This window comes from Streptomyces sp. NPDC005574, from assembly GCF_040605435.1.
Taxonomy (GTDB): Bacteria; Actinomycetota; Actinomycetes; order Streptomycetales; family Streptomycetaceae; genus Streptomyces.
On sequence record NZ_JBEXCW010000012.1, the window covers coordinates 1 to 25,394 of the forward strand.

A 25,394-nucleotide genomic window follows, 5' to 3' on the forward strand; every position below is an offset into this window, starting at 1 on the left:
GGCGGGTCGTGAACGACCCGCCGCCACCGGGGACTCACCGGTTGCGCGACCACCAGTCGAGGCGCAGGCACAGCCTCCCGCCGAGCCAGTGCTCGACCCAGTCGCCCAGGTTCAGCGGCGAGCAGTTGGGCGGCGGCAGCGGAACGGTCGGGGTGGTCGGGGCCGGCGGCGTGGCGGGTGTGGTGGGCGTGGGCTGCGAGGCCGGGCCGTCGGTGCGGCCGAACAGCATGGACCGGTAGATCCGGGACGACTGCGGGTTGTCCGCGCACTGCCAGACGCCGTGCGGGCAGTAGTCGGTCAGCGTGTTGTAGAGCGCTTTGTGCGTGTCCATCCAGCCGAGCATCCGCCGCATGTACTCGGAGTTGTCCCCGTTGCGGAACAGTCCCCACTCCGGGTAGGAGATGGGCTTGTGGTGCGCCTTGGCGAAGTCCACGTGCGCCTGGAGTCCGTAGGGCTCCTTCACCTGCTGGTCGAAGGACAGTCCGCGCGGCTGGTCGTAGGAGTCCATGCCGATGATGTCGACCGTGTCGTCCCCGGGGTAGCACTGCGTCCACGGCACGGCGTCCCGGCCGCGGGTCGGCGCGAAGTCGAACCGGAACCTCTGGCCGGGCACCGCGCGCATGGTGGTGACGATCCGGTTCCAGTACTTCTTCCAGGACTCGGGGTCGGGCCCGCAGCGGTGGGTGTAGGTGGTGCCGTTCATCTCCCAGCCGAGCACGACGACCGTGTCCGGCACGTCCAGTGCGACCAGTCGCCGGGCGAGCGCCCGGAAGTGCTCGTCGAACTGGCCCGCGGCGCCCTGCCGCAGCAGTTCCCGGACCTCGTCGTCGGAGACGTCGTCCTCGTTGCGCTCCATCATGGGCACGTTGAGGACGAGCATCCGTTCGGCCTTCTCGGTGCGCCAGTCCGCCCACACGTCGAGGAATCCGTGGGCGCCCTCGATGTTGCTCCAGCGGTCACCGGGCAGATAGGTGTGCCCGACGCGCAGCTCGGCGTTGCCCAGCCAGTGGCTGAGCTCGGCGATGCGGGCGACTCCGCGGGGGCCGTAGTCGAGGTAGGCGCCGAAGGCGGGCACGTCCTTGGCGGGCACGTCCTGCGCGGGCTTGACCGGCGGCACGGGTTTCGCCGGGACCGCCGCCGGGGCGGGCGGCACGGGCTTGACGCTCGGGTCGGTGGCGGCGACCGGGATCACCGGCGTCTTCGCCGGGGCGGGCAGGGTCACGGGGGCCGGGGTGAGCGCGGATGCCGGCACGGGTGGATCGGCGGCCCGCGCCGCCCCCGCCGCGAAACCCGGGCCCGACGCCAGGGCGGCCGACGCGGCGACCGCCGCCGCGACGACCGCCAGTCGCCGGGAACGGGCCCGTCGCTGTGCTGAGGACATGCCTGCTCCTGTCTTCGCTCTCGCGCTTGGACGCCTTGTCGCGTGACTGTCCTGACATTTCTTTCCGTCACCTGACACTCAGTCATATCAATATGAATTCCGCCACCGTGGTTACGGCTTTCGAGTGCCTCGATCGCCCGCACGAGTGAAGAGACCCGAAGGAAAAAGTCCGTGTCGCTGTTCGACATCCGCGTCCCCGCCGTATTGCTGCGGATCGACCGGAATCCCTTTCACCACGGAACCCTGGGTGCCGTGCGCTCGCTCGGCCGGGCCGGCGTGGAGGTGCACGTGGTCGCAGACTGTACGGCCAGTCCGGTGCGCGAGTCGCGTTTCGTACGTCAACTGCACCCTCCGCCGCCGCCGTTCGCGTCCGCCGACGACATCGCCGCCGCGCTGCGCCGGGTCGCCGCGCGCGTCGCGCGTCCCGCCGTGCTGATCCCGATGGACGACGCGAGCGCCGTGGCGGTGGGCCGGCTGGGCGACGAACTCGCCCCGGCCTACCTGCTGCCGCGGCAGCCGGGTCAACTGCCCGCCCGCGTGGCCGACAAGGCGGAGCTCGCCACCGTCTGCGCCTCGGCGGCCGTCCCGCACCCGGTCACCCTGATCCCGGACAGCGCCGCACAGGCCGCGGGCGCCGCCTGGCAGCTGGGACTGCCGCTGGTCGCGAAGTGGAGCAGGCCCTGGCTGGTGCCCGCGGGCAGCGGGCTGCGCAGCACGGTCGTGGTGCGCTCCGCGCAGGAGGCCCGCGAGCTGTACCTGCGCACCGAGGAGGCCGGCAGCCCACTGCTGCTCCAGGCGTTCCTGCCGCCGGGCACGGACCGCGACTGGTTCTTCCACGGGTACGCCGACCGCTCCGGGGCGCTGCGCGGCGGCGGCTCCGGCGTGAAGCGACGGGCCTGGCCGCGCGGCGCCGGGCTGACGGCCGTCGGCCACTGGGCCCCCAACCCGCCCCTGCAGGAGCTCACCGAGCGCCTGATGCGCGAACTCGGCTACCGCGGCATCTTCGACCTCGACTTCCGGCGCTGCGGCGCGACGGGCCGCTACCACCTGCTCGACTTCAACCCGCGCCCCGGAGCGCAGTTCCGGCTCTTCACCGACACCGCGGGCCTGGACGTCGTAAGGGCCCTGCACCTGGACCTCACGCGCCGGCCGCTGCCGGACGGAGTGCCGCGGCCCGGACGGGAGTTCGTGGTGGAGAACTACGCCCCGCTCACGGCTCTGCTGCCGGCCCCCAGCGGGCCCGGCGGGCGCGAACTGGCCTGGCACGCCCGGGACGACCGGGCTCCGGGCCGGGCCCTGTGGGGCCTGTGGGGCCGCCATGTCGCGCGCCGCCTGCTCGGCCGGCTGCGCGGGCCGGCCCCCGAGAGCGCGGCGAGGGCGCGCGGGCGGGTGGTGCGTCAGGCGGCCCCCGCCGCGGCCGGTGCGCACGACCTGCCCGCCGGCCTGGCCGCGGGCGCGTCCGCCGGTGCGGCGGACGGCCTGACCGATGACGAGAAAGCGAGCAGCTGCTGATGTACGACCTGTTGGTGGTCGGCGCCGGTCCCTACGGCCTGTCCATCGCCTCCCATGCCGCGGCCGCCGGACTGAGGCTGCGCGTGTTCGGCCGGCCCATGGCGTCCTGGCGCGACCACATGCCCCGCGGGATGTTCCTCAAGTCCGAACCGTGGGCCTCCAACCTCTCCGACCCGGACGGGCGTTGGCGTCTCGACGTGTACTGCGCCGGCCAGGGCGTCCGGGCCCGGCACGGGGAGCCCATCCCGGTGGAGATGTTCGCCGCCTACGGCCGCTGGTTCGCGCGCAACGCGGCGCCGGAGGTCGACGAGCGCACGGTGACCCGGGTGACGCCCTGCCCGGGCGGCTTCGAGGCGGTCACCGACGACGGGCAGGTCCTGCACGCCCGTACGGTCGCCCTGGCCGTCGGTGTGCTGCCGTTCGTGGAGGTTCCGGCCGCCCTGCGCCCCCTCGGCCCCTCACTGGTCTCGCACAGCAGCCACCACGCCGACCTGGACCGGTTCCGCGGCCGGGACGTCACGGTCGTCGGCGGCGGCCAGGCGGCACTGGAGACGGCGGCCCTGCTCGCCGAACAGGGCACCCGCGTCCGGGTGCTGGCCCGCGCCGGGCGGCTGCACTGGAACGACACGCCGCCGCCGTGGGAGCGCCCGTGGTGGCGGTCGGCCCGTGCCCCGCACAGCGGCCTGGGCTGCGGCTGGCGCAACTGGTTCTACGCCGAGCGGCCCGGCCTCTTCCACCGGCTCCCCGAACCGACCCGGGCCCGGATCGCGGCCACGGCCCTGGGACCGGCGGGCGCCTGGTGGGTGCGGGAGCGGGTGGAGGCGGCGGTCGAGGTGCTGCCGGGCCACGAGGTGGTGGCGGCCCGGGAGGTGTCGGGGGCGAGGGTCCGGCTGGACGTGCGGGCGACCGCTGGGGGCGTGCCCTCGCTGCGCTCACTGGAGACCGACCACGTGATCGCGGGCACCGGCTTCGGCGCGACCTGCGAGCGGCTCGGCCTGCTCCACGACGACCTGCGCGGCACCCTGGCGACCGTGGCGGGCGGCGCGCCGCGCATCGGGCGCGACTTCGAGTCGTCGTACCCCGGACTCTTCATGGCGGGCCTGGTGACGGCCCCCGCCTTCGGCCCGTCGATGCGCTTCGTACACGGCGCGACCTACACGGCGGCCGCGCTGGTACGGGGGGTGCGGCGCCGGCTGCGGACGGGGGCACCCTGGGCGGAGGACCGGGCCGTCCCGGCGACGGGCGGACGGGACCTGGGGGGCCCGGTGGAGGCGGTACGGCGCTGAGCGGGCACGGGTGCCGGACGTAGGCCGTCCGGCACCCGGTGGGTCACCGGCGGGACGCGGCTCGGCCTCGTCGGTAGAGGATCGAACCAGCCGCGACCAGCACGGCCGCGGCGCCCGAGGCGGCCATCAGCGACTCGCTGCCGGTGTGGGCCAGGGACGGCGGCAGGCCGGGGTGGGCACTGGAGGGCGGGAGCCCGGGATGCTCACCTCCCGTGGGCGGCGGGGTGTGCGGGGGTGGGGAGTGCGGCGGCGGGGAGTGCGGGGGCGGCGTGGTGTGCGGCGGCACCGACGGCGGAGTGTCTCCGTACCCGGCCGGCGGCTGGTGCCCGTTGTCGCAGTGGTTGCCGAAGACGGGGTTGAGCACGCCGATCACGTCCACCGTGTCGCCGCACAGGTTCACCGGTACGTCGACCGGCACCTGCGCCTGGTCCCCGGACCCGACACCGGGCGATCCCTCGGCCTCACCGTACGCACCGGAACCCCCGGAACGGGGGGTGTCGCCGTGCACGGCACCGTGACCGTGGTCCCTGTCGTGGCCGTGCCCCCGATCGTGACCGGCACCGTGACCGTGGCCCGTGCCAGGACCGTGGCCCCGGTCGTGACCGCGTCCGAAGTCGTCCCCGGAGCCGTAGCCGGTGTCGGAGCCGTAACCGGTGTCGGAGCCGTAGCCGTTTTCGGACCCGTGGCCGTAGCCGTCCGCGGAGCCGTAGTGGCCACCGGTGTCACGGCCGGAGTCGTGGCCGTGGTTGCGGCCGTGGTCCGGGGTGTGACGCGGGTCGTGTCCGGAGTCGCTGTGGGGCGCGCCGTGCGCACCGCCGCCGTGGGCGTCGCCGACGTTCGCGCACGAGTTGCCGAACGTCGGGTTGAGCGCCGCGACGACGTCGGCGGAGTTGCCACAGGCGTTGACGGGCACGTCGACCGGCACCTGCACGCTGTTGCCGGACAGGACGCCGGGTGAATCCATGGCGGCATTGCTCGCGTGCGTGTCGGCGACGGCGGGGCTGCCGCACAGGGACAGAATGCTGGTTGCGGCGGCTGCCGCGACCATTCCCCTGCTCAGGGTCTGTCGCAAGATCTTGTGTCTTCCTGCTGGGAGAAGTGGGAAAATACAGCTGGCCCCGGAGCGCGAGAACGATCCGAGGCCGGCCATGACCCAGCCTTACGGCTGGTGCGTTACGGGATCAGCCGTTGACGCAGGAGTTGCCGATCGCGGGGTTCAGCAGCCCGATGACGTTGATGGTGTTGCCGCACACGTTGATCGGGATGTGCACGGGAACCTGGACCACGTTGCCGGAGAGGACGCCCGGGGAGCCGACGGCCGCACCCTCGGCCCCCGCGTCGGCGAAGGCGGGGGCGGCCATGCTCAGAGCCATGATCGCGCCCGCGGCGACAGCAGCGGTCTTCTTCATTGGATTTCCCTTCTCTGCGGTCATGCCCTGTGACGGTCGAAACCGAGCGAGCACAGCCGGAACGGCTCGCACCATGACCTGCAGCTGTGAAACGAGGCATAGACAGCCGAAGAAACTACGGAACATGGGCGACCGGGTAATTCACTCGAACGCCTTGGGATTATTACTACAAATGCCGGACCCGCTCGTGCCGCCCGGGGAAAGGAAGGGGGCGGCCCGAACGGTCGGGGGCGTCGGGTCAGCCGTTGGCGGCACCGTTGCCGGAGAGGGCCGAGATGTCGTCCAGGACGTGGGAGAGCGGCTCGTCACCCTTGGCCTGGGTGGAGTTCTCGGCGCACTGCTGGGTCTGCGGGGCCGACAGGACGGGGATGTCCTGGACGCCGACGTTGGCGATGACGGCGACCAGCGACTGGGCGTCGGCCTTGGCCGGCAGGCCGACACAGAGCTTGTTCAGCGAGCCCTGGACCAGGGTGGCCTGGGGGCTCATGTCACCCTTGGTGACCTGGTTGCCGAACGCGCTCTGCGCGCCGTTGCCGCTCGCCGAGGTGGTGTTGGCGTCGTCGCCGATGGCAAGCGCCTGGGGGGCAGCGGCCGCCGAAACACCGACGGCCGACACGGCGATCGCCGCCGTGGCCATTGCCTTCTTCAGCATTTCGCTTTCCTTTCCTGGAACAAGAGGCGCCCTGACGAGACGCATCCCGGCAAGACGCGTGTTCCTGCAGTCGCATCAACCCGGATATCCGGCGATTGGTTGCGGCGCTTCACTCGATCGGATCTCTCCTTTTCCTCTGAGCCATCGGAGTGAATGGCAGCAACCAAGCGGGCCCACGGGAGTTGACCAGAGCGCTCCGGTGGACGGGGTTTTCCCAGAAGGGACTAGCAAGTGATCAAGAAGGTTCTGGCTTCCGCCGCGGTCGCCGCGTCCGTCGTAGGCGTCTCCGCCGCCGCCGCGCCGACGGCCCTCGCCATCGGCAACGACACGGGCACCACGTCGGCCAGTGGCAACGGCGCGCACCAGGCGTTCGGCAACTCGGCGACGTACGGCAACATGAGCCCGCAGATGGCGCTCATCCAGGGCTCCCTGAACAAGCCCTGCATCGGCCTGCCGGCGAAGGCCAACGTGCAGTCGGTCCTGGCCCTGGTCAACGTCGGCGTGCAGGACGTCCCGATCCTGTCGGCCCCGCAGACCCAGCAGTGCGTCGAGAACTCCACCCAGGCCAAGGGCGACGAGCCGCTCTCGCACATCCTGGACGACATCTCCGTCCTCGCGGGCAACGGCGTCCAGAACCACTGATTGCCGGGCGGCTGTGAATTCCCTTCAGCGGGCTGCCGGATTCCGGCGACCCGCTGTTCGGCGTCCACTCATGACTTCGGCGCCCACTCGGCCGCGAAATGCGCTGGGCCATTCGGGGCAAAGCTCGCAACTTCGGCGGGTCCGGAAGCGTTGACGATCATGCAGCTCCTCCCCGGAGTCCGCTTTTCGAAGGGAATGAACATGAAGAAGCTGTGGGCAACCGCGGCTATTGCCGCTTCCGTCGCCGGTCTCTCGGCAGCGGCCGTCCCCCAGGCGCTCGCCATCGGTGACGACAACGGCACGACCTCCGCCAGCGGCAACGGCGCCTCGCAGGAGTTCGGCAACTCGGCCACGTTCGGTGACATGAGCCCCCAGCTGTCGCTGGTCCAGGGCTCGCTGAACAAGCCCTGCGTCGGTCTGCCGGCGAAGCTCAACGCGCAGTCGCTGGTCGCGCTGCTCAACGTCGGCGTGCAGGACGTCCCGATCCTGTCGGCCCCGCAGACCCAGCAGTGCGTCGAGAACTCCACCCAGGCCAAGGGCGACGAGCCGCTCTCGCACGTCCTGGACGACATCTCGGCCCTCTCCGGCAACGGCGCGGGCAACGGCTGAGCCTCGGCTCCGCCCGCGGCGGGTCACCGGTCCTCCGGTGGCCCGCCGCTTTCGTGTGTCCGCCGCTGCCGTCTGTCCGCCGCTCCCGTGTCCCGGGGCGCGGTGTCGCTCAGAGGTCGCGGGCCCGGTCGATGGCGTCGGCGAGCCCGCGGACGTCCCCGTCCTCGGTGGTGTTCGCCAGGGCGGCCGCGTGCCGTCCCAGCTCGGTGAGACCGGGGTCGCCGGGCAGGGTGCGGTACCGCTCGTCGCCCGAGCGCAGGGCGTCGGCGAAGTAGGCGGCGACGGCGGTGACCTGGAGGCGGGGGGCGGCCTTCCAGAGGGAGCCGTCGAGGGAGCCGGACTCCAGCTGCCCGGACCGCTCGTGCGGGGCGCGGGTGTCGGGGTCGAGCCAGCGGACGCTTGCCGTGGCGAGGTGGCCGCCGGCGCCGGGCCTGGTGCGGACGGCGTAGAGGGCGGTGACCGTGTGGCCGGGGCCGACCTCGCCGCCGTCGACGCGGTCGTCGCGGAAGTCGTCGTCGGCGACGCGCCGGTCGTCGTAGCCGACGAGGCGGAACTCGGCGACCGTCTCGGGGTCGAAGGCGACCTGGGCCTTGGCGTCGCGGGCCACGAGGTCGATGTTCCGCGGGAGTTGCTCGCAGAACACCTTGCGGGCGTCGTCCTCCCCCGACACGTACACGGTGTGGCCGTCGCCCTTGTCGGCGAGGCGTTCCATCAGGGCGTCCCCGTAGTCGCTGCCCACGCCGACACCGAAGAGGGTGATGCCGTACTCGCGGCGGGCGCCGTCGATGCGGTCGAGGATCGAGTCGGGGTCGGTGTCGCCGTCGTTGGCGAGCGCGTCGGAGACGAGGACGACCCGGTTGGTGGCGCCCCGGCGCAGCCCCTCGACGGCGGTGGCGTAGCCCTTCTCCACCCCCGCGCCGAGGTTGGTGGAATCGGTCGGCTCCAGACCGTCGACGGCGTCGTGGACGCGGCCGCGGTGATCGCCGAGCCGGGTCATCGGCAGGACCGTCTCGGCCTGGGCGCTGAAGGTGACGATCGCGACCGAGTCGTCGTCCCGCAGCCGGTCGGTCATCGTGTCCAGGGACTGCCGGGCGAGGTCGAGGCGGCCCGGTTCGCCCATCGAGCCGGAGATGTCGACGACGAAGGTGAGGGCGGCGGGCGGGCGTTCACCGGCCGGCCCGGCGGACCGGGTGGCGAGGCCGACGCGGACCAGGGACCAGTCGCGCCGGTCGGTGCGGGCGCCGTCGACGGTGACGGAGAAGCCGTCGCCGTCGGGGCGTGCGTAGTCCTGCCGGAAGCTGTTGACGAACTCCTCGGGGCGGACGGTCGAGGGGTCGGGCCGCCGGCCGTCGGCCAGGGAGCGGCGGGCGTAGCCGTAGGAGGCGGTGTCGACGTCGAGGGCGAAGGTGGACAGGTGGTCCGGGGACGGCGCCACCTCGCGGGCCGTGCCGTCCTCGCCCTGCTCGCCGCCCTGTTGTCCGCCGCCCGAGGTGTACGCCGGGGCGGGCGCCGGGAGGCCCGCCGAGCCGTCCGAGCGGTCTGAACCGTCTGCGCTGTGCGCTCCCTGGCCGCCCGCTCCGCAGCCGGTGAGCAGTCCGGCGGCCGCGAGGAGAGCGATCAGGGCCGCGCGCGGGCGGGTCGTGCCCGGCCTTCGTGTGTGGTGGGTCTCCATGTGCCGTGCCCCCTGTGTCCGTTGACGTCGACGTCTGTGACTGTGACGGCGCAGGGCGGCGAAGTGTGCGCTACGAAGCGTTGCGGATGCGTCTCGAAGAGGGCACGGTGGGCGGCCTTCGAGACCGGTGGGTGACCCTCCGCCGGCCTGGGGCCTCCCCCTCGGAGCAGGCCGGGCTCGCGCGCCCCGGCGCCGACAGACGCTAGGACACCACGTCCTTGCGGGCGAAACCGCGGAAGGCCAGCGCGAACAGCACCAGGGCGTACGTCACGGAGACGGCGGTGCCCTGGATCATGCCGGACCATTCGAGATGGGGCTGTACGGCGTCGGCCCAGGCGAACTGCCAGTGCGCGGGCAGGAAGTCCCGCCAGTGGCCGAGGGCGGTCACGGCGTCGAGGACGTTGCCGACGATGGTCAGTCCGACCGCGCCGCCGACCGCGCCCAGGGGTGCGTCCGTCCTGGTCGACAGCCAGAACGCGAGCCCGGCGGTGACCAGTTGGGACACGAAGATGTACGCCACGACCACCAGGAGCCGCTGGGCCGCGGTGCCCGCCGCGAGCGCTCCGCCGGTGGGGATCTCCAGCGGCCCCCAGCCGTAGGCGGCCGTGCCGACGGCCAGCGCCACCACCGGCAGCAGGATCATCGCGGCCAGGCTGAGCCCCAGCCCGACGACGAGCTTGGACCACAGCAGGCGGGCCCGGGGCACGGGCGCGGCGAGCAGGTAGCGCAGCGAGGACCAGCTCGCCTCGGAGGCGACGGTGTCCCCGCAGAACAGGGCGACCGGGACGACCAGCAGGAACCCCGCCGACACGAAGAGGTTGACGGCGGCGAAGTTGGCGCCGGACGCGGTGGCGGTGTCCATCAGGGTCACCGTGTTGTTGCGGCCGCCGGGGTCGCCGCCGATGGCGAAGGCGACCAGCAGCACGAACGGCAGCGCGGCGAGGATGCCGCCCATGACGAGGGTGCGGCGCCGCTTCAGCTGGCGGACCAGCTCCACGCGCGGGGGCAGGGTGCGGCCGGCCCGGTAGCCGGAGGCGACCTCGACCGGGTCGGTGCGCTCGGCGAGGGTGCTCACGCGGAGCCTCCGATCAGGGTGAGGAAGGCGTCTTCCAGGCGGCGGTGGGGGCCGACCGAGGCGACGGGCACCTCCAGCCGTACGAGTTCGACGACCAGGCGCTCGGCGGAGCCGCCGGGGTCGAGGCGGACGAGGAGTCCGTCGTCGGTGCTGAGCGCCGAGGTCACGCCCGGCAGGGCGGCGATCTTCTCCACGACGGGTTCCTCCACCGGTGTGCCGGTGCCCACGAGCAGGGTGTCGCCGGAGCCGATGATGTCCCGGACCGGGCCGGCCTGGACCAGACGGCCGCGGTCCATCACCACGAGGTGCGTGCAGGACTGCTCGACCTCCGCCAGCAGGTGGCTGGAGACGATGACCGTGCGCCCGGCGGCCGCGTACCGGATGAGTACCTCGCGCATCTCGCGGATCTGGGGCGGGTCGAGGCCGTTGGTCGGCTCGTCGAGGATGAGCAGGTCCGGCAGGCCGAGCATGGCCTGGGCGATGGCCAGGCGCTGGCGCATGCCCTGCGAGTAGGTGCGGACCGCGCGGGCCAGCGCGTCGCCGAGGCCGGCGATCGCCAGCGCCTCGTCCAGGTGGGAGTCCCCGGTCGGCCGGCCGGTCGCCCTCCAGTACAGCTCCAGGTTCTCCCGGCCGGACAGGTGCGGCAGGAAGCCCGACCCCTCGACGAAGGCTCCGACCCGGGACAGGACGGGCGCGCCCGGGCGGATGGCGTGGCCGAAGACGCGGATCTCGCCCGCGTCGGGCTTGATGAGGCCCATGAGCATGCGCAGTGTGGTCGTCTTGCCCGCGCCGTTGGGACCCAGCAGGCCGAGGACCTGGCCCTTCTCCACGCGGAAGGACAGCTCCCTGACCGCGTACCGGTCGGCGGACTTCGCGTAGCGCTTGCTCAGGCCGGTGATCTGGAGCGGGACCTCGGCCCGCGCGGGGTCCGGGGCGGGCGGGGCGGTGCGGCGGCGGCCGGTCAGCAGCAGGGCCAGGGCGAGGCCGGCGCCGGCGAGCGGCAGCCACCACACCCAGGAGGGCAGCGGGGCGGCCGCGGTGCTCACACCGGGCGCGGTGGGCACCTTCAGGTCCGACTTCAGGGAGACGGTGTACGTCGCCGGGGTGAGCGGGGAGGCGTAGCCGAGGTCCGTGGAGGCGAGGACCAGACGCAGCTGGTGGCCCTTGTCGATGTCGTGGTCGACGGCGGGGAGCGTGATCGTCACGTCCTTGCCGGTCCTGGTGCCCTCGACGCGGAGCGGGGTGACGAGCTGGGAGGGCAGGACCTGCCGGGTGCCGCCGGGGCCGACGTCGTAGACCTTCGCGAAGAGGACCGCGTCGTCGCCGGAGGACTTGATGTGGACGGTGACCTTCGGGGAGCCGGTGATGCGGAGGTCGTCCCGGACGGGGGCCGAGTCGAAGCGCGCGTACTGGCCGGGGAAGTCCAGTGACACGCCGACGCCGAGCGAGGACAGCTGGGCCAGGCCGCCGGAGCCGCCGAGGCCGGGCAGCGCGGAGACGGCGGGCGGGCTCGCGCCGGCCGGGTTGGCGAAGGTCTGCTCGCGGCCGGTGAGGGCGACGGACTCGGTGCCGCTCTCCAGGCCGGGGTAGGTGGTGCCGCTCGCGCCCCTCAACCGGGCGGCGCCGTCGGTGGAGTCGACGCCTCCGGTGCGGGTGACGCGGAAGGCGGGGCCGGTGTCGGCGTTCTTGTCGCCCTTGAGGTAGCGGTCGAACCAGGAGTTCACGCGGGCCTGGACGCGGCTGGTCTCCATGTCCCCGCCGTCGTGGCCGCCGGCGATCCAGTCGACGTCCACCGGGGCGCCGTTGGCGCGGATGGCCTTCGCCGCCGCGTCGGCCTGGCCGAGCGGGAAGAGGGAGTCGGTCTGGCCCTGCACGAGGAGGGTGGGCACCTTGACGCGGTCGCCGACGGCGGACGGGGAGCGGGCCTCCAGCAGGGACCTGGCCGCCGCGTCCGGGGTGCCGGACTCGGCGACCCGCTCGTACATCCGGCACAGCGCGGGCTCGAACCGGCCGCAGCCGCCGCCGGAGTTGATGAAGATGCCGGCCCACAGCTTCTTGAAGACGCCGTCGGGGAACAGGGCGTCGGCGAGGTTCCAGTAGGTGATCGCCGGGGCGATGGCGTCGACCCGGTCGTCATGGGCGGCGCCGAGCAGGGAGATCGCGCCGCCGTAGGAGGCGCCGGCCATGCCCACGCGCGGGTCGCCGGGCTTGTCGAGCTGGACCTGGGGCTGCCGGGCGAGCCAGTCGATCAGCTTCGAGACGTCGGCGACCTCGCCCTTCGGGTCGTTCAGCCCGATCCTGCCGTTGGACCGGCCGAAGCCGCGCGCCGACCAGGTCAGCACCGCGTACCCGTCGCGGGCGAGATCCTGGGCCTGCTCGCGGACGTCGGCCTTGCTGCCGCCGAAGCCGTGCGCGAGCAGGACGGCGGGCCGGCGGCCGGATGGGCCCGAGGTGAAGTACGAGGTGTCCAGGCGCTCTCCGCCGCCGGTGGCGAGGACCCGGTCGGTGCGGTGCACCGGGGGCGGGCCGTCGGAGGCGGCGGCCGTCCAGGTGCCGGCGCCGGCGAGCACGACGACGGCGGCCGCGGCGGCACCCCACCGGCGCGGCCCCCGAAGTAGCCCTCGCAGTCGGGGCGGTCGAAGATCCATGCGTCAACGGTACGGGCCGCCACCGACAACCGATTGAGCCCCCGGGCTGAACCCCGGCCCCTCCTCGCGGCGTACACGGCCCGCGCCGTGTACCGCGGCCGGCGTACACGGGGCCGGCGCGGACCCGTCCGCGCGGTCAGGCCCGCGCGTCCTCGGGGATCGACACCAGCCAGCGGGTGGCGCGGCGGGGGCGCAGGTACAGGGCCCAGTAGAGGGAGGCGGCGGCGGTGATGCCGCCGGTCCACAGGAGATAGCTCGTCTCCTGCCGGCTCAGGATGTAGGCGAGGACCGCGATCAGCAGGACCGGCATCGCGGGCCACAGCGGCATGCGCCAGGCGGGGGTGTGCCGGTGCGCGCCGCGGCGGGCGAGCAGGGCGGCGACCGCGACCAGCAGGTACATCGCGGTCACGGACACGCCGGTGACGCCGTAGAGGGTGTCGAGGTTGACGAAGCACAGCAGTGCGCCGGGGATGCCGACCGCGAGGGTGGCCACCCACGGGGAGCCGAAGCGGCCGAGCTTGGCGAAGGCCTGGTTGACCGGCTCGGGCCAGGCCTTGTCGCGGGCGGAGGCGAACAGGACGCGGGAGTTCTGGATGACCATGACGATGCCCGCGTTGATGATCGCGAGGGCCACGCAGAGGCTGACGAAGGTGCCGACGGCGGAGTTGGACCAGGCGGTGACCATGCCGCTGATGTCACCGCCGCTGAGCTGGCCGAGGTCGGAGGCGCCCAGGGTGATGGCGGCGACCGGCACCAGGATGATCACGGTGGAGATGGCGAGGGTGGCGAGGACCGTGCGGGCGACGTTGCGGCGCGGGTTCTCCAGCTCCTCGGAGAGGTAGACGGCGGTGGAGAAGCCCTGGGTGACGAAGAGGGCGATCGCGAGGCCGGAGACGACCAGCATGGCGGTGACGGTGTCCGGGTGGCCGTGGGCGCCCGCGACCCGCATCGAGACCAGGCTGCCCGCGCCGCGCTCGCTGTGCGCGAAGCCGAGTACCGCCACGACGGCCGCCGCGATGACCTCCAGGACCAGGAAGATGCCGGTGATCCAGGCGTTGGCGCGCAGGTCGAGCAGGCCGGCGAGGGTGGCGAGCAGCATGACCGCGGCGCCCGCGAGCGAGGGGTCGAGGTGGACGATCGGGGCCAGGTAGTCGGCGGTGCCCATCGCGATCACCGGCGGGACGATCATCACGACCAGGAGGGAGAGGACGAACACGAGCCAGCCGGCGAGGCGTCCGGCCATCGTGGAGACCATGGCGTACTCGCCGCCCGCGCTGGGGATGAGGGTGCCCAGCTCGGCGTAGCAGAACGCCACGGCGATACAGAGCAGGGAGCCGATGGCGATCGTGAGGGCGGTGGCGGTGCCGAGGGTGCCGAACAGGTCGGGGACGACCACGAAGAGCGTGGACGCGGGCGTCACGCACGAGAGCGTGAGCAGGGTGCCGCCGACGACACCGATGGAACGCTTGAGCGTGGTGGCGCCGGTGTCCGTCGCCTTGGCGACGGCGGTGTCGGCAGGGCGGAGCGTGTCGGTCATGCGGCGGTTCCGATCGACTCGTGCGGATGGCTCCGGCGGCTGGGACGGTGCTGCATGGAACCCCGACGAAAACCGACACGTCAATAGGCTTCGATCTACGGAATCCGCAGCTTGAAGCCCTCGTCAATCACTTATTCGACAGTTCGACCCAAGCCCTACCGCCCGCTTGGGCCGTACGGGAACCGCAGGCGGGGCGTCGAAAAAATGTGGGGCCGTCCGGCATCCGGACCGGGCCGGGGCCGGACATGACGGTGCCCCGCCCCCGTGGGAGGGGCGGGGCACCGCGCACGGCCTCAGTGGTTGCGCGGGAACCCGAGGTCGACGCCCGCGGGGGCGTCGGACGGGTCGGGCCAGCGGGTGGTGACGACCTTGCCGCGGGTGTAGAAGTGCGTGCCGTCGTTGCCGTAGATGTGGTGGTCGCCGAAGAGCGAGTCCTTCCAGCCGCCGAAGCTGTGGTAGCCGACGGGGACCGGGATCGGCACGTTCACGCCGACCATGCCGGCCTCGATCTCCAGCTGGAAGCGGCGGGCCGCGCCGCCGTCCCGGGTGAAGATCGCGGTGCCGTTGCCGAACGGGGAGGCGTTGATGAGGGCGACGCCGTCCTCGTAGGTGTCGACGCGCAGGACGCACAGCACCGGGCCGAAGATCTCGTCCTGGTACGCCTTCGCGGTGGTGGGCACCTTGTCGAGCAGCGAGATGCCGATCCAGTGGCCGTCCTCGAAGCCCTCGACGGTGAGCCCGGTGCCGTCCAGGACGACCTCCGCGCCCTCGGCCGACGCGCCCTCGACGTAGGACGCCACCTTGTCGCGGTGCACCTTCGTGATGAGCGGGCCCATCTCGGAGGCCGGGTCGTTGCCGGGACCGATCTTGATCTTCTCGGCGCGCTCGCGGATCTTGTCCACCAGCTCGTCGCCGATCGCGCCGACCGCGACCACGGCCGAGATCGCCATGCAGCGCTCGCCCGCGGAGCCGTAGGCCGCCGAGACGGCCGCGTCGGCCGCCGCGTCGAGGTCCGCGTCCGGCAGCACCAGCATGTGGTTCTTGGCGCCGCCGAGCGCCTGGACCCGCTTGTGGTTCGCGGAGGCGGTGGTGTGGATGTACCGGGCGATCGGGGTCGAGCCGACGAAGGACACCGCCTTGACGTCGGGGTGCTCCAGGAGACGGTCCACCGCCACCTTGTCGCCGTGGACGACGTTGAAGACGCCGTCCGGCAGACCGGCCTCGGCGAACAGCTCGGCGAGCTTCAGGGAGGCCGACGGGTCCTTCTCCGACGGCTTCAGCACGAAGGTGTTGCCGCACGCGATGGCGATGGGGAACATCCACATCGGGACCATCGCCGGGAAGTTGAACGGCGTGATGCCGGCGACGACACCGAGCGGCTGGCGGATCGAGGACACGTCCACGCGGCTCGCGACCTGCGTGGACAGCTCGCCCTTCAGCTGCACGGTGATCCCGCACGCCAGGTCGACGATCTCCAGGCCGCGGGCGACCTCGCCGAGGGCGTCGGAGTGCACCTTGCCGTGCTCGGCGGTGATCAGCTCCGCGATGGCGTCGCGGTTGGCGTCCAGCAGCGCGCGGAAGCGGAAGAGGATCTCCGTGCGCCTGGCCAGCGAGGACTGGCCCCAGCTCGCGTAGGCGTCCTTGGCGGCGGCGACCGCGGCGTCGACCTCGTCGACGGTGGCGAACGGGACCTTCGTGGTGACGGCGCCGGTCGCCGGGTCGGTGACCGGCCCGTACGTACCCGACGCGCCTTCGGCGGGCTTGCCGCCGATCCAGTGGTTGACGATCTTCGTCATGACCGAGTGCTCCTTCACAGATGGCGGCGTCGGGTGGAGACGTGCCGTTCGTACAGCTCACGCGCCTTGACCGCGGACGATCGGGTCGCGGTCTCGGCCACAGGTACATCCCACCAGGCCTGCGCGGGGGGCGCCCCCGACACTGTGTCTGCCGTTTCCGTCTCGACGTAGACACATGTGGGCGTGTCGGCGGCGCGGGCTTCGGCGAGTGCCGCCCGCAGGTCCCGTACGGTCTTCGCGCGCAGCACGCGCATGCCCAGGCTGGCGGCGTTGGCGGCGAGGTCCACGGGCAGCGGCGCCCCCGTGTACGTGCCGTCCTGCGCCCGGTAGCGGTAGGCGGTGCCGAACCGCTCGCCGCCCACCGACTCCGACAGTCCGCCGATGGAGGCGTATCCGTGGTTCTGCACCAGCAGGACCTTGATCGCGATGCCCTCCTGGACGGCGGTCACGATCTCCGTCGGCATCATCAGGTAGGTGCCGTCACCGACCAGCGCCCACACGGGACGATCGGGAGCGGCGAGTTTCACGCCGATCGCGGCCGGGATCTCGTAGCCCATGCAGGAGTAGCCGTACTCCAGGTGGTACTGGTCGCGGGAGCGGGCCCGCCACATCTTGTGGAGGTCTCCCGGGAGGGAGCCGGCCGCGTTGATGATCACGTCCGTCTCGTCGACGATCGCGTCCAGCGCGCCCAGGACCTGCGGCTGCGTCGGGCGTACGTCGGGCTCCTCGGCCTCGTAGCAGGCGTCGACGCGCTGCTCCCAGCGCTCCTTGTCCTCGGTGTACTCGGCGACGTACGCCTCGGGCAGCCGGTGCCCGTGCATGCCGAGTGCCTCGGTGAGTTCCTGGAGGCCGCTGCGGGCGTCCGCGACCAGCGGCAGCCCGGCGAGCTTGTGGCCGTCGTAGGGCGCGATGTTGAGGTTGAGGAAGCGGACGCCGTCGCCCGTGAACAGGGTGCCGGAGGCGGTGGTGAAGTCGGTGTAGCGGGTGCCCACACCGATCACCAGGTCGGCGGTGCGGGCGAGTTCGTCGGCGGTGACCGTGCCGGTGTGCCCGATGCCGCCGACGTCCTGCGGGTGGTCGTGGCGCAGTGAGCCCTTGCCGGCCTGGGTGGAGGCGACGGGTATGCCGGTGGCTGCGGCGAACTCGGCGAGGGCCTCCTCGGCGCGGCTGTGGTGGACGCCGCCGCCCGCGACGACGAGAGGCCGGCGGGCGGCGCGTATCACCCCTACGGCTTCGGCGAGTTCGGCCGGGTCGGCGCCCGGACGGCGTACCGCCCAGGTGCGCGGGGCGAAGAACTCCCGCGGCCAGTCGTACGCCTCGGCCTGGACGTCCTGGGGCAGCGCGAGGGTGACCGCGCCGGTCTCCACCGGGTCGGTGAGCACCCGCATCGCGTGGAGCGCGGCCGGGATCAGGGCCTCGGGCCGCATGATCCGGTCGAAGTACCGGGACACCGGGCGCAGACAGTCGTTGACCGACACGTCACCCGCGTGCGGGACCTCCAGCTGCTGGAGCACCGGGTCGGCGACCCGGGTCGCGAAGGTGTCGCCGGGCAGCAGCAGCACCGGCAGGTGGTTGACGGTGGCCAGGGCGGCGCCCGTGACCAGGTTGGTCGCGCCGGGGCCGATGGACGTCGTCACCGCGTGGGTGGACAGGCGGCCCGACTGGCGGGCGTAGCCGACCGCAGCGTGCACCATGGACTGTTCGTTGCGGCCCTGGTGGAACGGCATGTCGTCGGCGTACTCGACGAGCGCCTGGCCGAGGCCGGCGACGTTCCCGTGGCCGAAGATGCCCCAGGTCGCGCCGATCAGCCGCTGCCGCACGCCGTCGCGCTCGGTGTACTGGGCGGACAGGAAGCGCACGAGCGCCTGCGCGACGGTGAGCCGGGTCGTCGCGGCGGCCGGGGTGGGCGGAGTCATCGGTACCCCCCTGTGCTGTCGACGTGGTCCGGGTGGAAGCAGATCCGCCACTCCCGGGTCTCGCCCGGGCCGGCCATGACGTTGAGGTAGTACATGGCGTGGCCGGGCTGGGCGACGGACGGCCCGTGCCAGCCGTCGGGGACGAGGACGGCGTCGCCGGAGCGGACCTCCGCGAGGACGTCCGCCCCGCCCGCACGGGAGGGGAACACGCGCTGGTAGCCGAAGCCGTGCGGGCCGTCGATCTCGAAGTAGTAGATCTCCTCCAGCTCCGCCTCCTTGCCCGGCCGGTGCTCGTCGTGCTTGTGCGGTGGGTACGAGGACCAGTTGCCGCCGGGGGTGATCACCTCGACGGCGATGAGCTTGTCGCAGTCGAAGGCGTCGGCGGAGGCGAAGTTGCGGACGTGGCGGGTGCAGGTCCCGCTGCCGCGCACCTCGGTCGGAACCTCCGGCGCGGGGCCGTAGCGAGCGGGGAGTCGTCGCTCGCACTTCGCTCCTGCCAGGGCGAAGCGGCCTCCCGCGCCGGAGGCGATCTGGACCCGGGCGTCTCGGGGCACGTACGCGAAGTCGGTGACCGACGCGAACACGCTCTCCCTGCCCAGGAGGTGGAACTCGTCGGCATCGGTGCGCACGGTGCATCCGCCGTTCAGCGGGAGCACGATCCACTCGCTGCCGCCGGTGGTGAAGGTGTGCGTGTCACCGGGCGCGAGCTCGACGATCCGCAGGCTGCTGTGGGTCCAGCCGGCCCGCTTCGGGTCGATGTCGAGGGCGTACTCGGCGGTGGCGGCGGCGCCCTTCGGCACGTACAGCCCACCGCCGGTCGCCGGCTGCGGCTCTGTGTTCGTCATGCGGCCCTCACAGCAGTCCTACGGCGGTGTCCACGGCCGCGGCCACGTCGCCGTCGGCCGGGTACAGCAGCGAGCGGCCCACCACCAGACCCTGCACGGTGGGGAGTTGCAGCGCACCGCGCCACTTCTCGTACGCGCCCGCCTGGTCCTCGGGGGAACCGCCGACCTCGCCGCCGAGCAGCACGGCGGGCAGTGTCGACGTCTCCATGACCTCGGCCATGTCGTCGGGGTTGTCGGTGACCGGGACCTTCAGCCAGGTGTAGGCGGAGGTGCCGCCCAGACCGGAGGCGATGGCGATCGACTTGGTGACGGCCTCGGCGCTCAGGTCGTTGCGGAGCCTGCCCTCGGCGTCGCGGCCGCTGATGAACGGCTCGACGAAGACGGGCAGCCGGCGGGCGGCCATGTCGTCGACGGCGCGGGCGGTGGACTCCAGGGTGGTGAGAGAGCCCGGGTCGTCGTAGTCGACGCGCAGCAGCAGTTTGCCGGCGTCGAACCCGAGGCGCTGGATGTCCTCGGGGCGGTGGCCGGTGAAGCGGTCGTCGAGTTCGAAGGACGCGCCCTGGAGGCCGCCGCGGTTCATCGAGCCCATGACGACCTTGTGTTCGAGGGCGCCCAGCAGCAGCAGGTCGTCGAGTATGTCGGCGGTGGCGAGGACCCCGTCGACGCCGGGGCGCGACAGCGCGAGGCAGAGGCGTTCGAGCAGGTCGGCGCGGTTGGCCATGGCGAACCGGCGGTCGCCGACACCGAGGGCGCCCCGGGCCGGGTGGTCGGCGGCGACGATCATCAGTCGGCCGGAGTCGCCGAGAAGAGGCCGGCGGGCCCGGCGGGCGGCCGCCTCGGCGATCGCCTCGGGGTGCCGGGTGCGGGTACGGACCAGGGCGGACACGTCGACGGTCACCGTACGGCCCCTGCCGTGAGCGCCGCCTCGACCTCGTCGGGGGTCGGCATCGCGGACGAGCACTCCAGGCGGGAGGCGACGATGGCGCCGGCCGCGTTGGCGTGCCGCATGATCTTCTCCAGGTCCCAGCCCTCCAGCAGGCCGTGGCAGAGGGAGCCGCCGAAGGCGTCGCCGGCCCCGAGGCCGTTGAGGACGTCCACCGGCAGCGGCGGGACCTCGGCGGACTCGCCCTTGCTGTTGACGGCGAGGACGCCCTTCGGTCCCTGCTTGACGACGGCGAGTTCGACTCCCGCCTCCAGCAGTGCCCGGGCGGCGGCGTGCGGCTCGCGCACTCCGGTGGCGATCTCCACCTCGTCGAGGTTGCCGACGGCGACGGTGGTGTGTTTCAGGGCCTCGGCGTAGAAGGGGCGGGCCTCGTCGGGGGCGGACCAGAACATGGGGCGCCAGTCGAGGTCGAAGACCGTCGTGCCCGCCCTGTCCCGGTGGGCGAGGGCGGCGAGGGTCGCCGTACGGCTGGGCTCCTCGCTCAGGCCGGTGCCGGTGACCCAGAAGATCCGGGCCTCGCGGATGCCGTCGAGGTCGAGGTCGTGCGCGTCGATCTCCAGGTCGGGGGCCTTGGGCCGCCGGTAGAAGTACAGCGGGAAGTCGTCCGGCGGGAAGACCTCGCAGAAGGTGACCGGGGTGGGCAGACCGGCGACCGGGGTGACCCAGCGGTCGTCGACGCCGAAGTCCCGCAGCGCCTCGTGGAGGTAGGTCCCGAAGGGGTCGTCGCCGGTGCGCGTGATCACCGCGGTGCGCCGTCCCAGCCGGGCCGCGGCGACCGCGACGTTCGTCGCCGACCCGCCGAGGAACTTCCCGAAGGACGTCACCTGCGGCAGCGGGACGCCCGTCTGCAACGGATAGAGGTCCACTCCGATCCGCCCCATGGTGATCAGGTCGTACGCCATCGAGTTCCCTTCGCGCTGATTCGCTTCGCTCCGGCGCGGCCCTTCGGCGCACACGGCTCTCCAGGGTTTCTAGCCCCGTCCGCCGCGCCCTGTCAATGTTTTGTCCAGACATTCGGACGAGCCCTTGACACTCCCGGCCGCGATCCGCACGCTGGCGGCCATGACGTCGTTGCCGCCTCAGTCCTCACTGTCCCGCATCCGGATCGGATCGGCCCCCGACTCCTGGGGCGTCTGGTTCCCGGACGACCCGCAGCAGGTGCCCTGGCAGCGCTTCCTCGACGAGGTCGCCGCCTCCGGCTACGAATGGATCGAACTCGGCCCCTACGGGTACCTGCCGAGCGATCCGGCCGTACTCGCCGAGGAGACCGCGAAACGTGGCCTGAAGGTGTCGGCCGGCACGGTCTTCACCGGGCTGCACCACGGCCCGGCGGTCTGGGACAAGACCTGGGCGCACGTCGCGGACATCGCCGCCCTCACGCAGGCCATGGGCGCCTCCCACCTGGTCGTCATCCCGTCCTTCTGGCGGGACGACAAGACGGGCGAGGTGCTGGAGCCCGACACGCTCACGCCCGGGCAGTGGCGGAACCTGACCTCGCAGACCGAGCGGCTCGGACACGAGGTGCGGGAGCGGTACGGGCTGGAGATCGTCGTCCACCCGCACGCCGACACGCACATCGACAGCGAGGAGAACGTCGCCCGCTTCCTCGACGGGACCGACTCCTCCCTGGTGTCGCTGTGCCTGGACACCGGCCACTACGCCTACTGCGGCGGCGACAGCGTCAAGCTCATCGAGACCTACGGCGAGCGCATCGGGTACCTGCACCTGAAGCAGGTCGACCCGGAGATCCTGGCGGACGTACGGGCCAACGAGGTGCCGTTCGGGCCGGCCGTCGCGCGCGGGGTGATGTGCGAACCGCCGTCCGGCGTGCCCGCGCTGGGGCCGGTGCTGGAGGCGGCGCAGAGGCTGGACGTCGACCTGTTCGCGATCGTCGAGCAGGACATGTACCCGTGCGAGCCGGACAAGCCGCTGCCCATCGCGCAGCGGACCCGGGCGTTCCTCCGCTCCTGCGGGGCGTGACCGCCCCGGGGCGCGGGCCGAGCTCTTCCCCGGAGTCCCGCGCCGCCGCCCGCACCGGCACGTGCCCGCGCCTTCCGCCCCTCCCGCCGCCGTAGCACCATGGGTGCCCGGCGGCGGGAGGGGCGCGGACGGATGGCGCGTACGGTGCGGACACGGTCCGGACAGGGGCCGGGCGGCCGGTGGGAGACCGCCGTCGCGTCGCCCCATCCGCGACTGCGGCCCGGTGTGATCAGCTACCGCGGGATACGGCTGCGGATGGACCGGCCGCGGCGCAGGCTGGAGGCGCCCATCGGCGCGGCCACCCTGCTGATCGGCTTCGAACAGCCGGTGCGCGTCTCCCGCGCGGGCCGGCCGCCGGTCACGCTCGTGTCCGTGTACTCGGGGCCCACCACGACGGCCGCCGTCGGCGAGCACGGCGGACAGCTGTCGGGCATCGAGGTCCTGCTCATGCCGTGGGCCGCGTTCACCCTCTTCGGCACCCCGCAGTACGAACTCGCCGACCGCGCCGTCGACCCCGACGAACTGCCGCACGCCCTCAGCACCCGGCCGGCCGGCGGCGGGCCGCGCAGTGTCGGTGAACTCTCCGCCGCGCTGGCCGCGTTGCCGGCCTGGACGGACCGGTTCGCGCTGCTCGACGACGTGTTCGCGCGCTGGTCCGAGGCCGGCACCCCGTGTTCGGCGCGGGTGGTGCGGGCCTGGTCGGAACTGGTGCGCACGGGCGGCGCGATGCCCGTACGACGGCTCGCCGACGAGGTCGGCTGGAGCGTACGGCACCTGGAGAACCGTTTCCGGGAGCAGATCGGGCTGGGTCCGAAGGCCGCCGCCCGCGTGCTGCGGCTGCAACGCGCCCGGCGGCTGCTTGCCGACGGGCGCGGGCAGGCGGAGACGGCGGCGGCCTGCGGCTTCTACGACCAGGCGCACCTGAGCGGCGAGTTCAGGACGATGACGGGGTGCACGCCCCGTGAGTTCACGGTGGCCCGCGGGCTTCCCGACCGGACGCCCGAGGAGGACCGGCTGCCGGGAGAGGCGACGAGCCTCGTCCTCGCCCCCGGCTGACGTCCTCGCCTCCGGCTGAAGTCCTCGTCTCCGGCTGAAGCGCGCTTTTCTCCAAGACCGGCGGGGTCGACGCCCTGCAGGCTGGGCGTCCGGCCGGTGGAAGCGGGGACACGGGGGAGGCCGGGGAAGGCCGGTGGGCCGGGCCCGGCGCAGCGCGTCCGGCCCACCCCGCCACCACCGCGGTCCGCCGGACGCGGCCCACGCGACGGGACGGCACCGCCCGCTGCACACACTTCCCGGGCCCGGAGTCAACGCGCCGCGCCAGCAGACCGGCGTACGCCTTTGCGTCACTCCTGTCACAAACGCCCCCTTCCTGTCACACATGTCTCGTATACGCGGGTCTTCCGTCACACCCCGTGCACCGACCCTGCCCTGCCCTCACTCGGCGTCGTTCTCGGAGGACAGGCTTTGTGATCGCCAGCGCAGTGCCCGGCTCCCCCGCCGGCCGCCCTGGGCCGCCGCCGCGGCACGCGCAGGGAGGTGCAACCCATGACCGACCGAAGGCTCTGGTCGTACAAGGAGATCGCGGCGCACATCCGGGTGCAGCCGGACACCGTACGGTCCTACCGCAAGCACGGGCTGCTTCCGGCACCCGACCACGTGGAGGGCGGCAAGCCCTACTGGTACGCGGACACCGTGCGGGCGTGGGTGGCGTCCCGGCCCGGTAACCGCGGCCGCCGCGAGGGCTGACTCCGGCCCGCCGGCGGCCGCCCCCGGAAAAACAACCTGTGCCCCACCGCGTGCGTGGGGCACAGTCCTCCCCATGGACCTCTCCGTCAAACCCATACTGACCGGCGAGCGGACCGTGCTGCGGCCCTTCACCGAGCGCGACGCCGACGACATCCGGAGGATCCTCGACGATCCGGAGGTCGTCCGTTTCACCTTCGAGCCGTCCACCAAGCTGACCCTCGAGCACCTGCGGTCCTGGTACGGCTCGCGCGCCACCCGGACCGACCGGCTCGACCTGGCGGTCACCGACCGCGCCACCGGCGAACTCGTCGGCGAGGTGGTCCTGCACGAGTGGGACCCGGACGCGCGCAGCTGCACGTTCCGCACGCTGATCGGGCCGCGCGGCCGGGGCCGGGGGCTGGGCACCGAGGCGACGCGGCTCATCGTCGGGTACGGCTTCGAGGAACTCGGCCTGCACCGCATCCAGTTGGAGGTCTACCGCGACAACCACCGCGCGCTGCGGGTCTACGAGAAGGTGGGGTTCGTCGTGGAGGGTGTCCGGCGCGAGACGCAGCTGCGTGACGGCCGGTGGGCCGACGAGGTCGTGATGGCGATCCTCGACCACGAGTGGCCGGGGGTCAGCTCCACGGCGCGATGACCGTCACCCCCGCACCGGGTGCCGAGCCCATCGCCGCCAGCGCGGCCGGGGCCGCGTCCAGCGTGATCGTGGAGGTGACCAGCAGGTCGGGGCGCAGCACCCCCGAACGCACCAGTTCCAGCATCCCGGGGTAGGCGTGCGCGGCCATGCCGTGGCTGCCGAGGAGTTCGAGCTCCAGGGCGATCACCCTGCCCATCGGGACCGGGGTGGTGCCGGCCGGCGAGGGCAGCAGGCCGACCTGGACGTGCCGGCCGCGGCGGCGCAGGCCGTTGACGGAGGCGGCGCAGGTGGCGGGCGAGCCGAGGGCGTCCAGGGAGAGGTGCGCTCCGCCGCCGGTGAGGTCGAGGACCGCCGCCGCCGCGTCCGGGGTGCGGGTGGCGTCCACGCACTTCGCCGCCCCGAAACGGCGGGCGAGGTCCAGGGCCGCCGGTGACACGTCGACGGCGACGACCCGAGCGCCGGCGGCCGCCGCGATCATCACCGCGGACAGGCCAACGCCTCCGCACCCGTGCACGGCGACCCACTCCCCCGCGGCCACCCGGCCCTGCCGCACGACCGCACGGAACGCGGTGGCGAACCGGCAGCCGAGCGAGGCCGCCGTCGCGAAGGACAGCTCCTCCGGCACGGCGACGAGGTTCACGTCGGAGTGGTCCAGCGCCACGAACTGCGCGAACGAACCCCAGTGGGTGAAGCCGGGCTGGGTCTGCCGCTCGCAGACCTGCTGGTCGCCCACCGCGCAGGCCGGGCAGGTGCCGCAGGCGCAGACGAAGGGCACGGTGACCCGGTCGCCGGGGCGCGCGCCGGTCACCCGGGCGCCCACCGCCTCGACCACGCCGGCGAGTTCGTGCCCCGGTACGTGCGGCAGCGTGACATCCGGGTCGTGCCCCTGCCAGGCGTGCCAGTCGCTGCGGCACAGGCCGGTGGCCTCGACGCGGACCACCACCCCGTGCTCCGCGGGCCGCGGGTCCGGCACCTCCCGCACCTCGGCCGGCTCCCCGAACCGCTCGAACACCACCGCCCGCATGTCACTCCTCCTCCGTGGACCCGATCCGTCCCCGGGTGCACCGAACCCTGTGCGGGGGCGGCGACCACACCCGGTCACCCGGAC

Annotated in this window: 22 protein-coding genes; 8 read left to right on the plus strand and 14 right to left on the minus strand. The window is 73.0% G+C overall.

The window, feature by feature from the left end; genetic code table 11:
* Positions 1 to 34: 34 nt before the first annotated feature.
* A complete protein-coding gene (locus ABZT03_RS11020) occupies positions 35 to 1,381 on the minus strand; it encodes a glycosyl hydrolase (RefSeq protein WP_356036659.1) in 1,347 nt (448 codons plus the stop codon).
* Positions 1,382 to 1,552: 171 nt separating this feature from the next.
* Here ABZT03_RS11020 and ABZT03_RS11025 point away from each other — a divergent pair, with 171 nt between their 5' ends.
* Together ABZT03_RS11025 and ABZT03_RS11030 are read left to right on the plus strand one after the other, a co-directional pair.
* The gene (locus ABZT03_RS11025; RefSeq protein WP_356036662.1) at positions 1,553 to 2,893 is read left to right on the plus strand and encodes an ATP-grasp domain-containing protein; all 1,341 of its coding nucleotides are present in this window, start codon (positions 1,553 to 1,555) and stop codon (positions 2,891 to 2,893) included.
* The gene (locus tag ABZT03_RS11030) at positions 2,893 to 4,179 is read left to right on the plus strand and encodes an NAD(P)-binding domain-containing protein (protein WP_356036665.1); all 1,287 of its coding nucleotides are present in this window, start codon (positions 2,893 to 2,895) and stop codon (positions 4,177 to 4,179) included. Before ABZT03_RS11025 ends, ABZT03_RS11030 begins: the two co-directional genes overlap by 1 nt.
* 43 nt (positions 4,180 to 4,222) lie before the next feature.
* Here the strand turns inward: ABZT03_RS11030 and ABZT03_RS11035 are convergent, their stop codons facing one another.
* The 3 genes from ABZT03_RS11035 to ABZT03_RS11045 all read right to left on the minus strand — a co-directional run bounded on the left by ABZT03_RS11035 (position 4,223) and on the right by ABZT03_RS11045 (position 6,240).
* Entirely contained in the window at positions 4,223 to 5,251 is a 1,029-nt protein-coding gene (locus ABZT03_RS11035; RefSeq protein WP_356036668.1) for a chaplin, read from the minus strand.
* Between the two features lie 109 nt (positions 5,252 to 5,360).
* Complete coding sequence (gene chpD / locus ABZT03_RS11040; RefSeq protein WP_356036671.1) at positions 5,361 to 5,588, minus strand: chaplin ChpD; 228 nt, start codon at positions 5,586 to 5,588, stop codon at positions 5,361 to 5,363.
* 238 nt (positions 5,589 to 5,826) lie between these two features.
* Positions 5,827 to 6,240 carry a rodlin gene (locus ABZT03_RS11045; RefSeq protein WP_356036674.1) on the minus strand — a complete coding sequence of 138 codons (414 nt, stop codon included), beginning with the start codon at positions 6,238 to 6,240 and terminating at the stop codon, positions 5,827 to 5,829.
* Positions 6,241 to 6,471: 231 nt separating this feature from the next.
* Between ABZT03_RS11045 and ABZT03_RS11050 the strand changes: the two genes are divergently transcribed.
* Positions 6,472 to 6,882: a rodlin gene (locus tag ABZT03_RS11050; RefSeq protein ID WP_356036678.1), complete on the plus strand. Its 411-nt coding sequence runs from the start codon at positions 6,472 to 6,474 to the stop codon at positions 6,880 to 6,882.
* A 201-nt stretch (positions 6,883 to 7,083) separates the two neighbouring features.
* On the plus strand, positions 7,084 to 7,491 hold the full coding sequence (locus ABZT03_RS11055; RefSeq protein ID WP_356036681.1) for a rodlin: 408 nt from the start codon (positions 7,084 to 7,086) through the stop codon (positions 7,489 to 7,491).
* A gap of 109 nt (positions 7,492 to 7,600) precedes the next feature.
* Here the strand turns inward: ABZT03_RS11055 and ABZT03_RS11060 are convergent, their stop codons facing one another.
* From ABZT03_RS11060 to iolC, 9 genes are all read right to left on the minus strand, one after another.
* Entirely contained in the window at positions 7,601 to 9,163 is a 1,563-nt protein-coding gene (locus ABZT03_RS11060; protein WP_356036684.1) for a von Willebrand factor type A domain-containing protein, read from the minus strand.
* Between the two features lie 202 nt (positions 9,164 to 9,365).
* On the minus strand, positions 9,366 to 10,238 hold the full coding sequence (locus ABZT03_RS11065) for an ABC transporter permease (RefSeq protein ID WP_356036687.1): 873 nt from the start codon (positions 10,236 to 10,238) through the stop codon (positions 9,366 to 9,368).
* A complete protein-coding gene (locus ABZT03_RS11070; RefSeq protein ID WP_356036690.1) occupies positions 10,235 to 12,886 on the minus strand; it encodes an alpha/beta fold hydrolase in 2,652 nt (883 codons plus the stop codon). The genes ABZT03_RS11065 and ABZT03_RS11070 overlap by 4 nt, the downstream gene beginning before the upstream one ends.
* A 136-nt stretch (positions 12,887 to 13,022) precedes the next feature.
* Positions 13,023 to 14,423 carry an APC family permease gene (locus ABZT03_RS11075; RefSeq protein WP_356036692.1) on the minus strand — a complete coding sequence of 467 codons (1,401 nt, stop codon included), beginning with the start codon at positions 14,421 to 14,423 and terminating at the stop codon, positions 13,023 to 13,025.
* Between the two features lie 293 nt (positions 14,424 to 14,716).
* A complete protein-coding gene (mmsA, locus tag ABZT03_RS11080) occupies positions 14,717 to 16,219 on the minus strand; it encodes a CoA-acylating methylmalonate-semialdehyde dehydrogenase (RefSeq protein WP_356036695.1) in 1,503 nt (500 codons plus the stop codon).
* A gap of 14 nt (positions 16,220 to 16,233) precedes the next feature.
* Positions 16,234 to 18,135: a 3D-(3,5/4)-trihydroxycyclohexane-1,2-dione acylhydrolase (decyclizing) gene (gene iolD, locus ABZT03_RS11085; RefSeq protein ID WP_356036698.1), complete on the minus strand. Its 1,902-nt coding sequence runs from the start codon at positions 18,133 to 18,135 to the stop codon at positions 16,234 to 16,236.
* The gene (iolB, locus tag ABZT03_RS11090; protein WP_356036701.1) at positions 18,132 to 18,980 is read right to left on the minus strand and encodes a 5-deoxy-glucuronate isomerase; all 849 of its coding nucleotides are present in this window, start codon (positions 18,978 to 18,980) and stop codon (positions 18,132 to 18,134) included. The genes iolD and iolB overlap by 4 nt, the downstream gene beginning before the upstream one ends.
* A gap of 7 nt (positions 18,981 to 18,987) precedes the next feature.
* A complete protein-coding gene (locus tag ABZT03_RS11095) occupies positions 18,988 to 19,878 on the minus strand; it encodes a deoxyribose-phosphate aldolase (protein ID WP_356036705.1) in 891 nt (296 codons plus the stop codon).
* On the minus strand, positions 19,875 to 20,825 hold the full coding sequence (gene iolC, locus ABZT03_RS11100) for a 5-dehydro-2-deoxygluconokinase (protein ID WP_356036708.1): 951 nt from the start codon (positions 20,823 to 20,825) through the stop codon (positions 19,875 to 19,877). The genes ABZT03_RS11095 and iolC overlap by 4 nt, the downstream gene beginning before the upstream one ends.
* Positions 20,826 to 20,985: 160 nt before the next feature.
* Between iolC and ABZT03_RS11105 the strand changes: the two genes are divergently transcribed.
* From ABZT03_RS11105 to ABZT03_RS11120, 4 genes are all read left to right on the plus strand, one after another.
* Entirely contained in the window at positions 20,986 to 21,903 is a 918-nt protein-coding gene (locus ABZT03_RS11105; RefSeq protein ID WP_356036711.1) for a sugar phosphate isomerase/epimerase, read from the plus strand.
* A gap of 132 nt (positions 21,904 to 22,035) precedes the next feature.
* On the plus strand, positions 22,036 to 22,959 hold the full coding sequence (locus ABZT03_RS11110) for a helix-turn-helix domain-containing protein (protein ID WP_356036713.1): 924 nt from the start codon (positions 22,036 to 22,038) through the stop codon (positions 22,957 to 22,959).
* Between the two features lie 489 nt (positions 22,960 to 23,448).
* Positions 23,449 to 23,649 (plus strand): MerR family transcriptional regulator, encoded by a 201-nt coding sequence (locus ABZT03_RS11115; RefSeq protein WP_356036716.1) that lies wholly within the window; start codon positions 23,449 to 23,451, stop codon positions 23,647 to 23,649.
* A 73-nt stretch (positions 23,650 to 23,722) separates the two neighbouring features.
* The gene (locus tag ABZT03_RS11120) at positions 23,723 to 24,286 is read left to right on the plus strand and encodes a GNAT family protein (protein WP_356036719.1); all 564 of its coding nucleotides are present in this window, start codon (positions 23,723 to 23,725) and stop codon (positions 24,284 to 24,286) included.
* On the opposite strand, the gene ABZT03_RS11125 is transcribed toward ABZT03_RS11120, so the two are convergent.
* Positions 24,267 to 25,310, minus strand: coding sequence for a zinc-dependent alcohol dehydrogenase family protein (locus ABZT03_RS11125; RefSeq protein ID WP_356036721.1), 1,044 nt, complete (start codon positions 25,308 to 25,310; stop codon positions 24,267 to 24,269). The genes ABZT03_RS11120 and ABZT03_RS11125 overlap by 20 nt on opposite strands.
* Between the last annotated feature and the right edge of the window lie 84 nt (positions 25,311 to 25,394).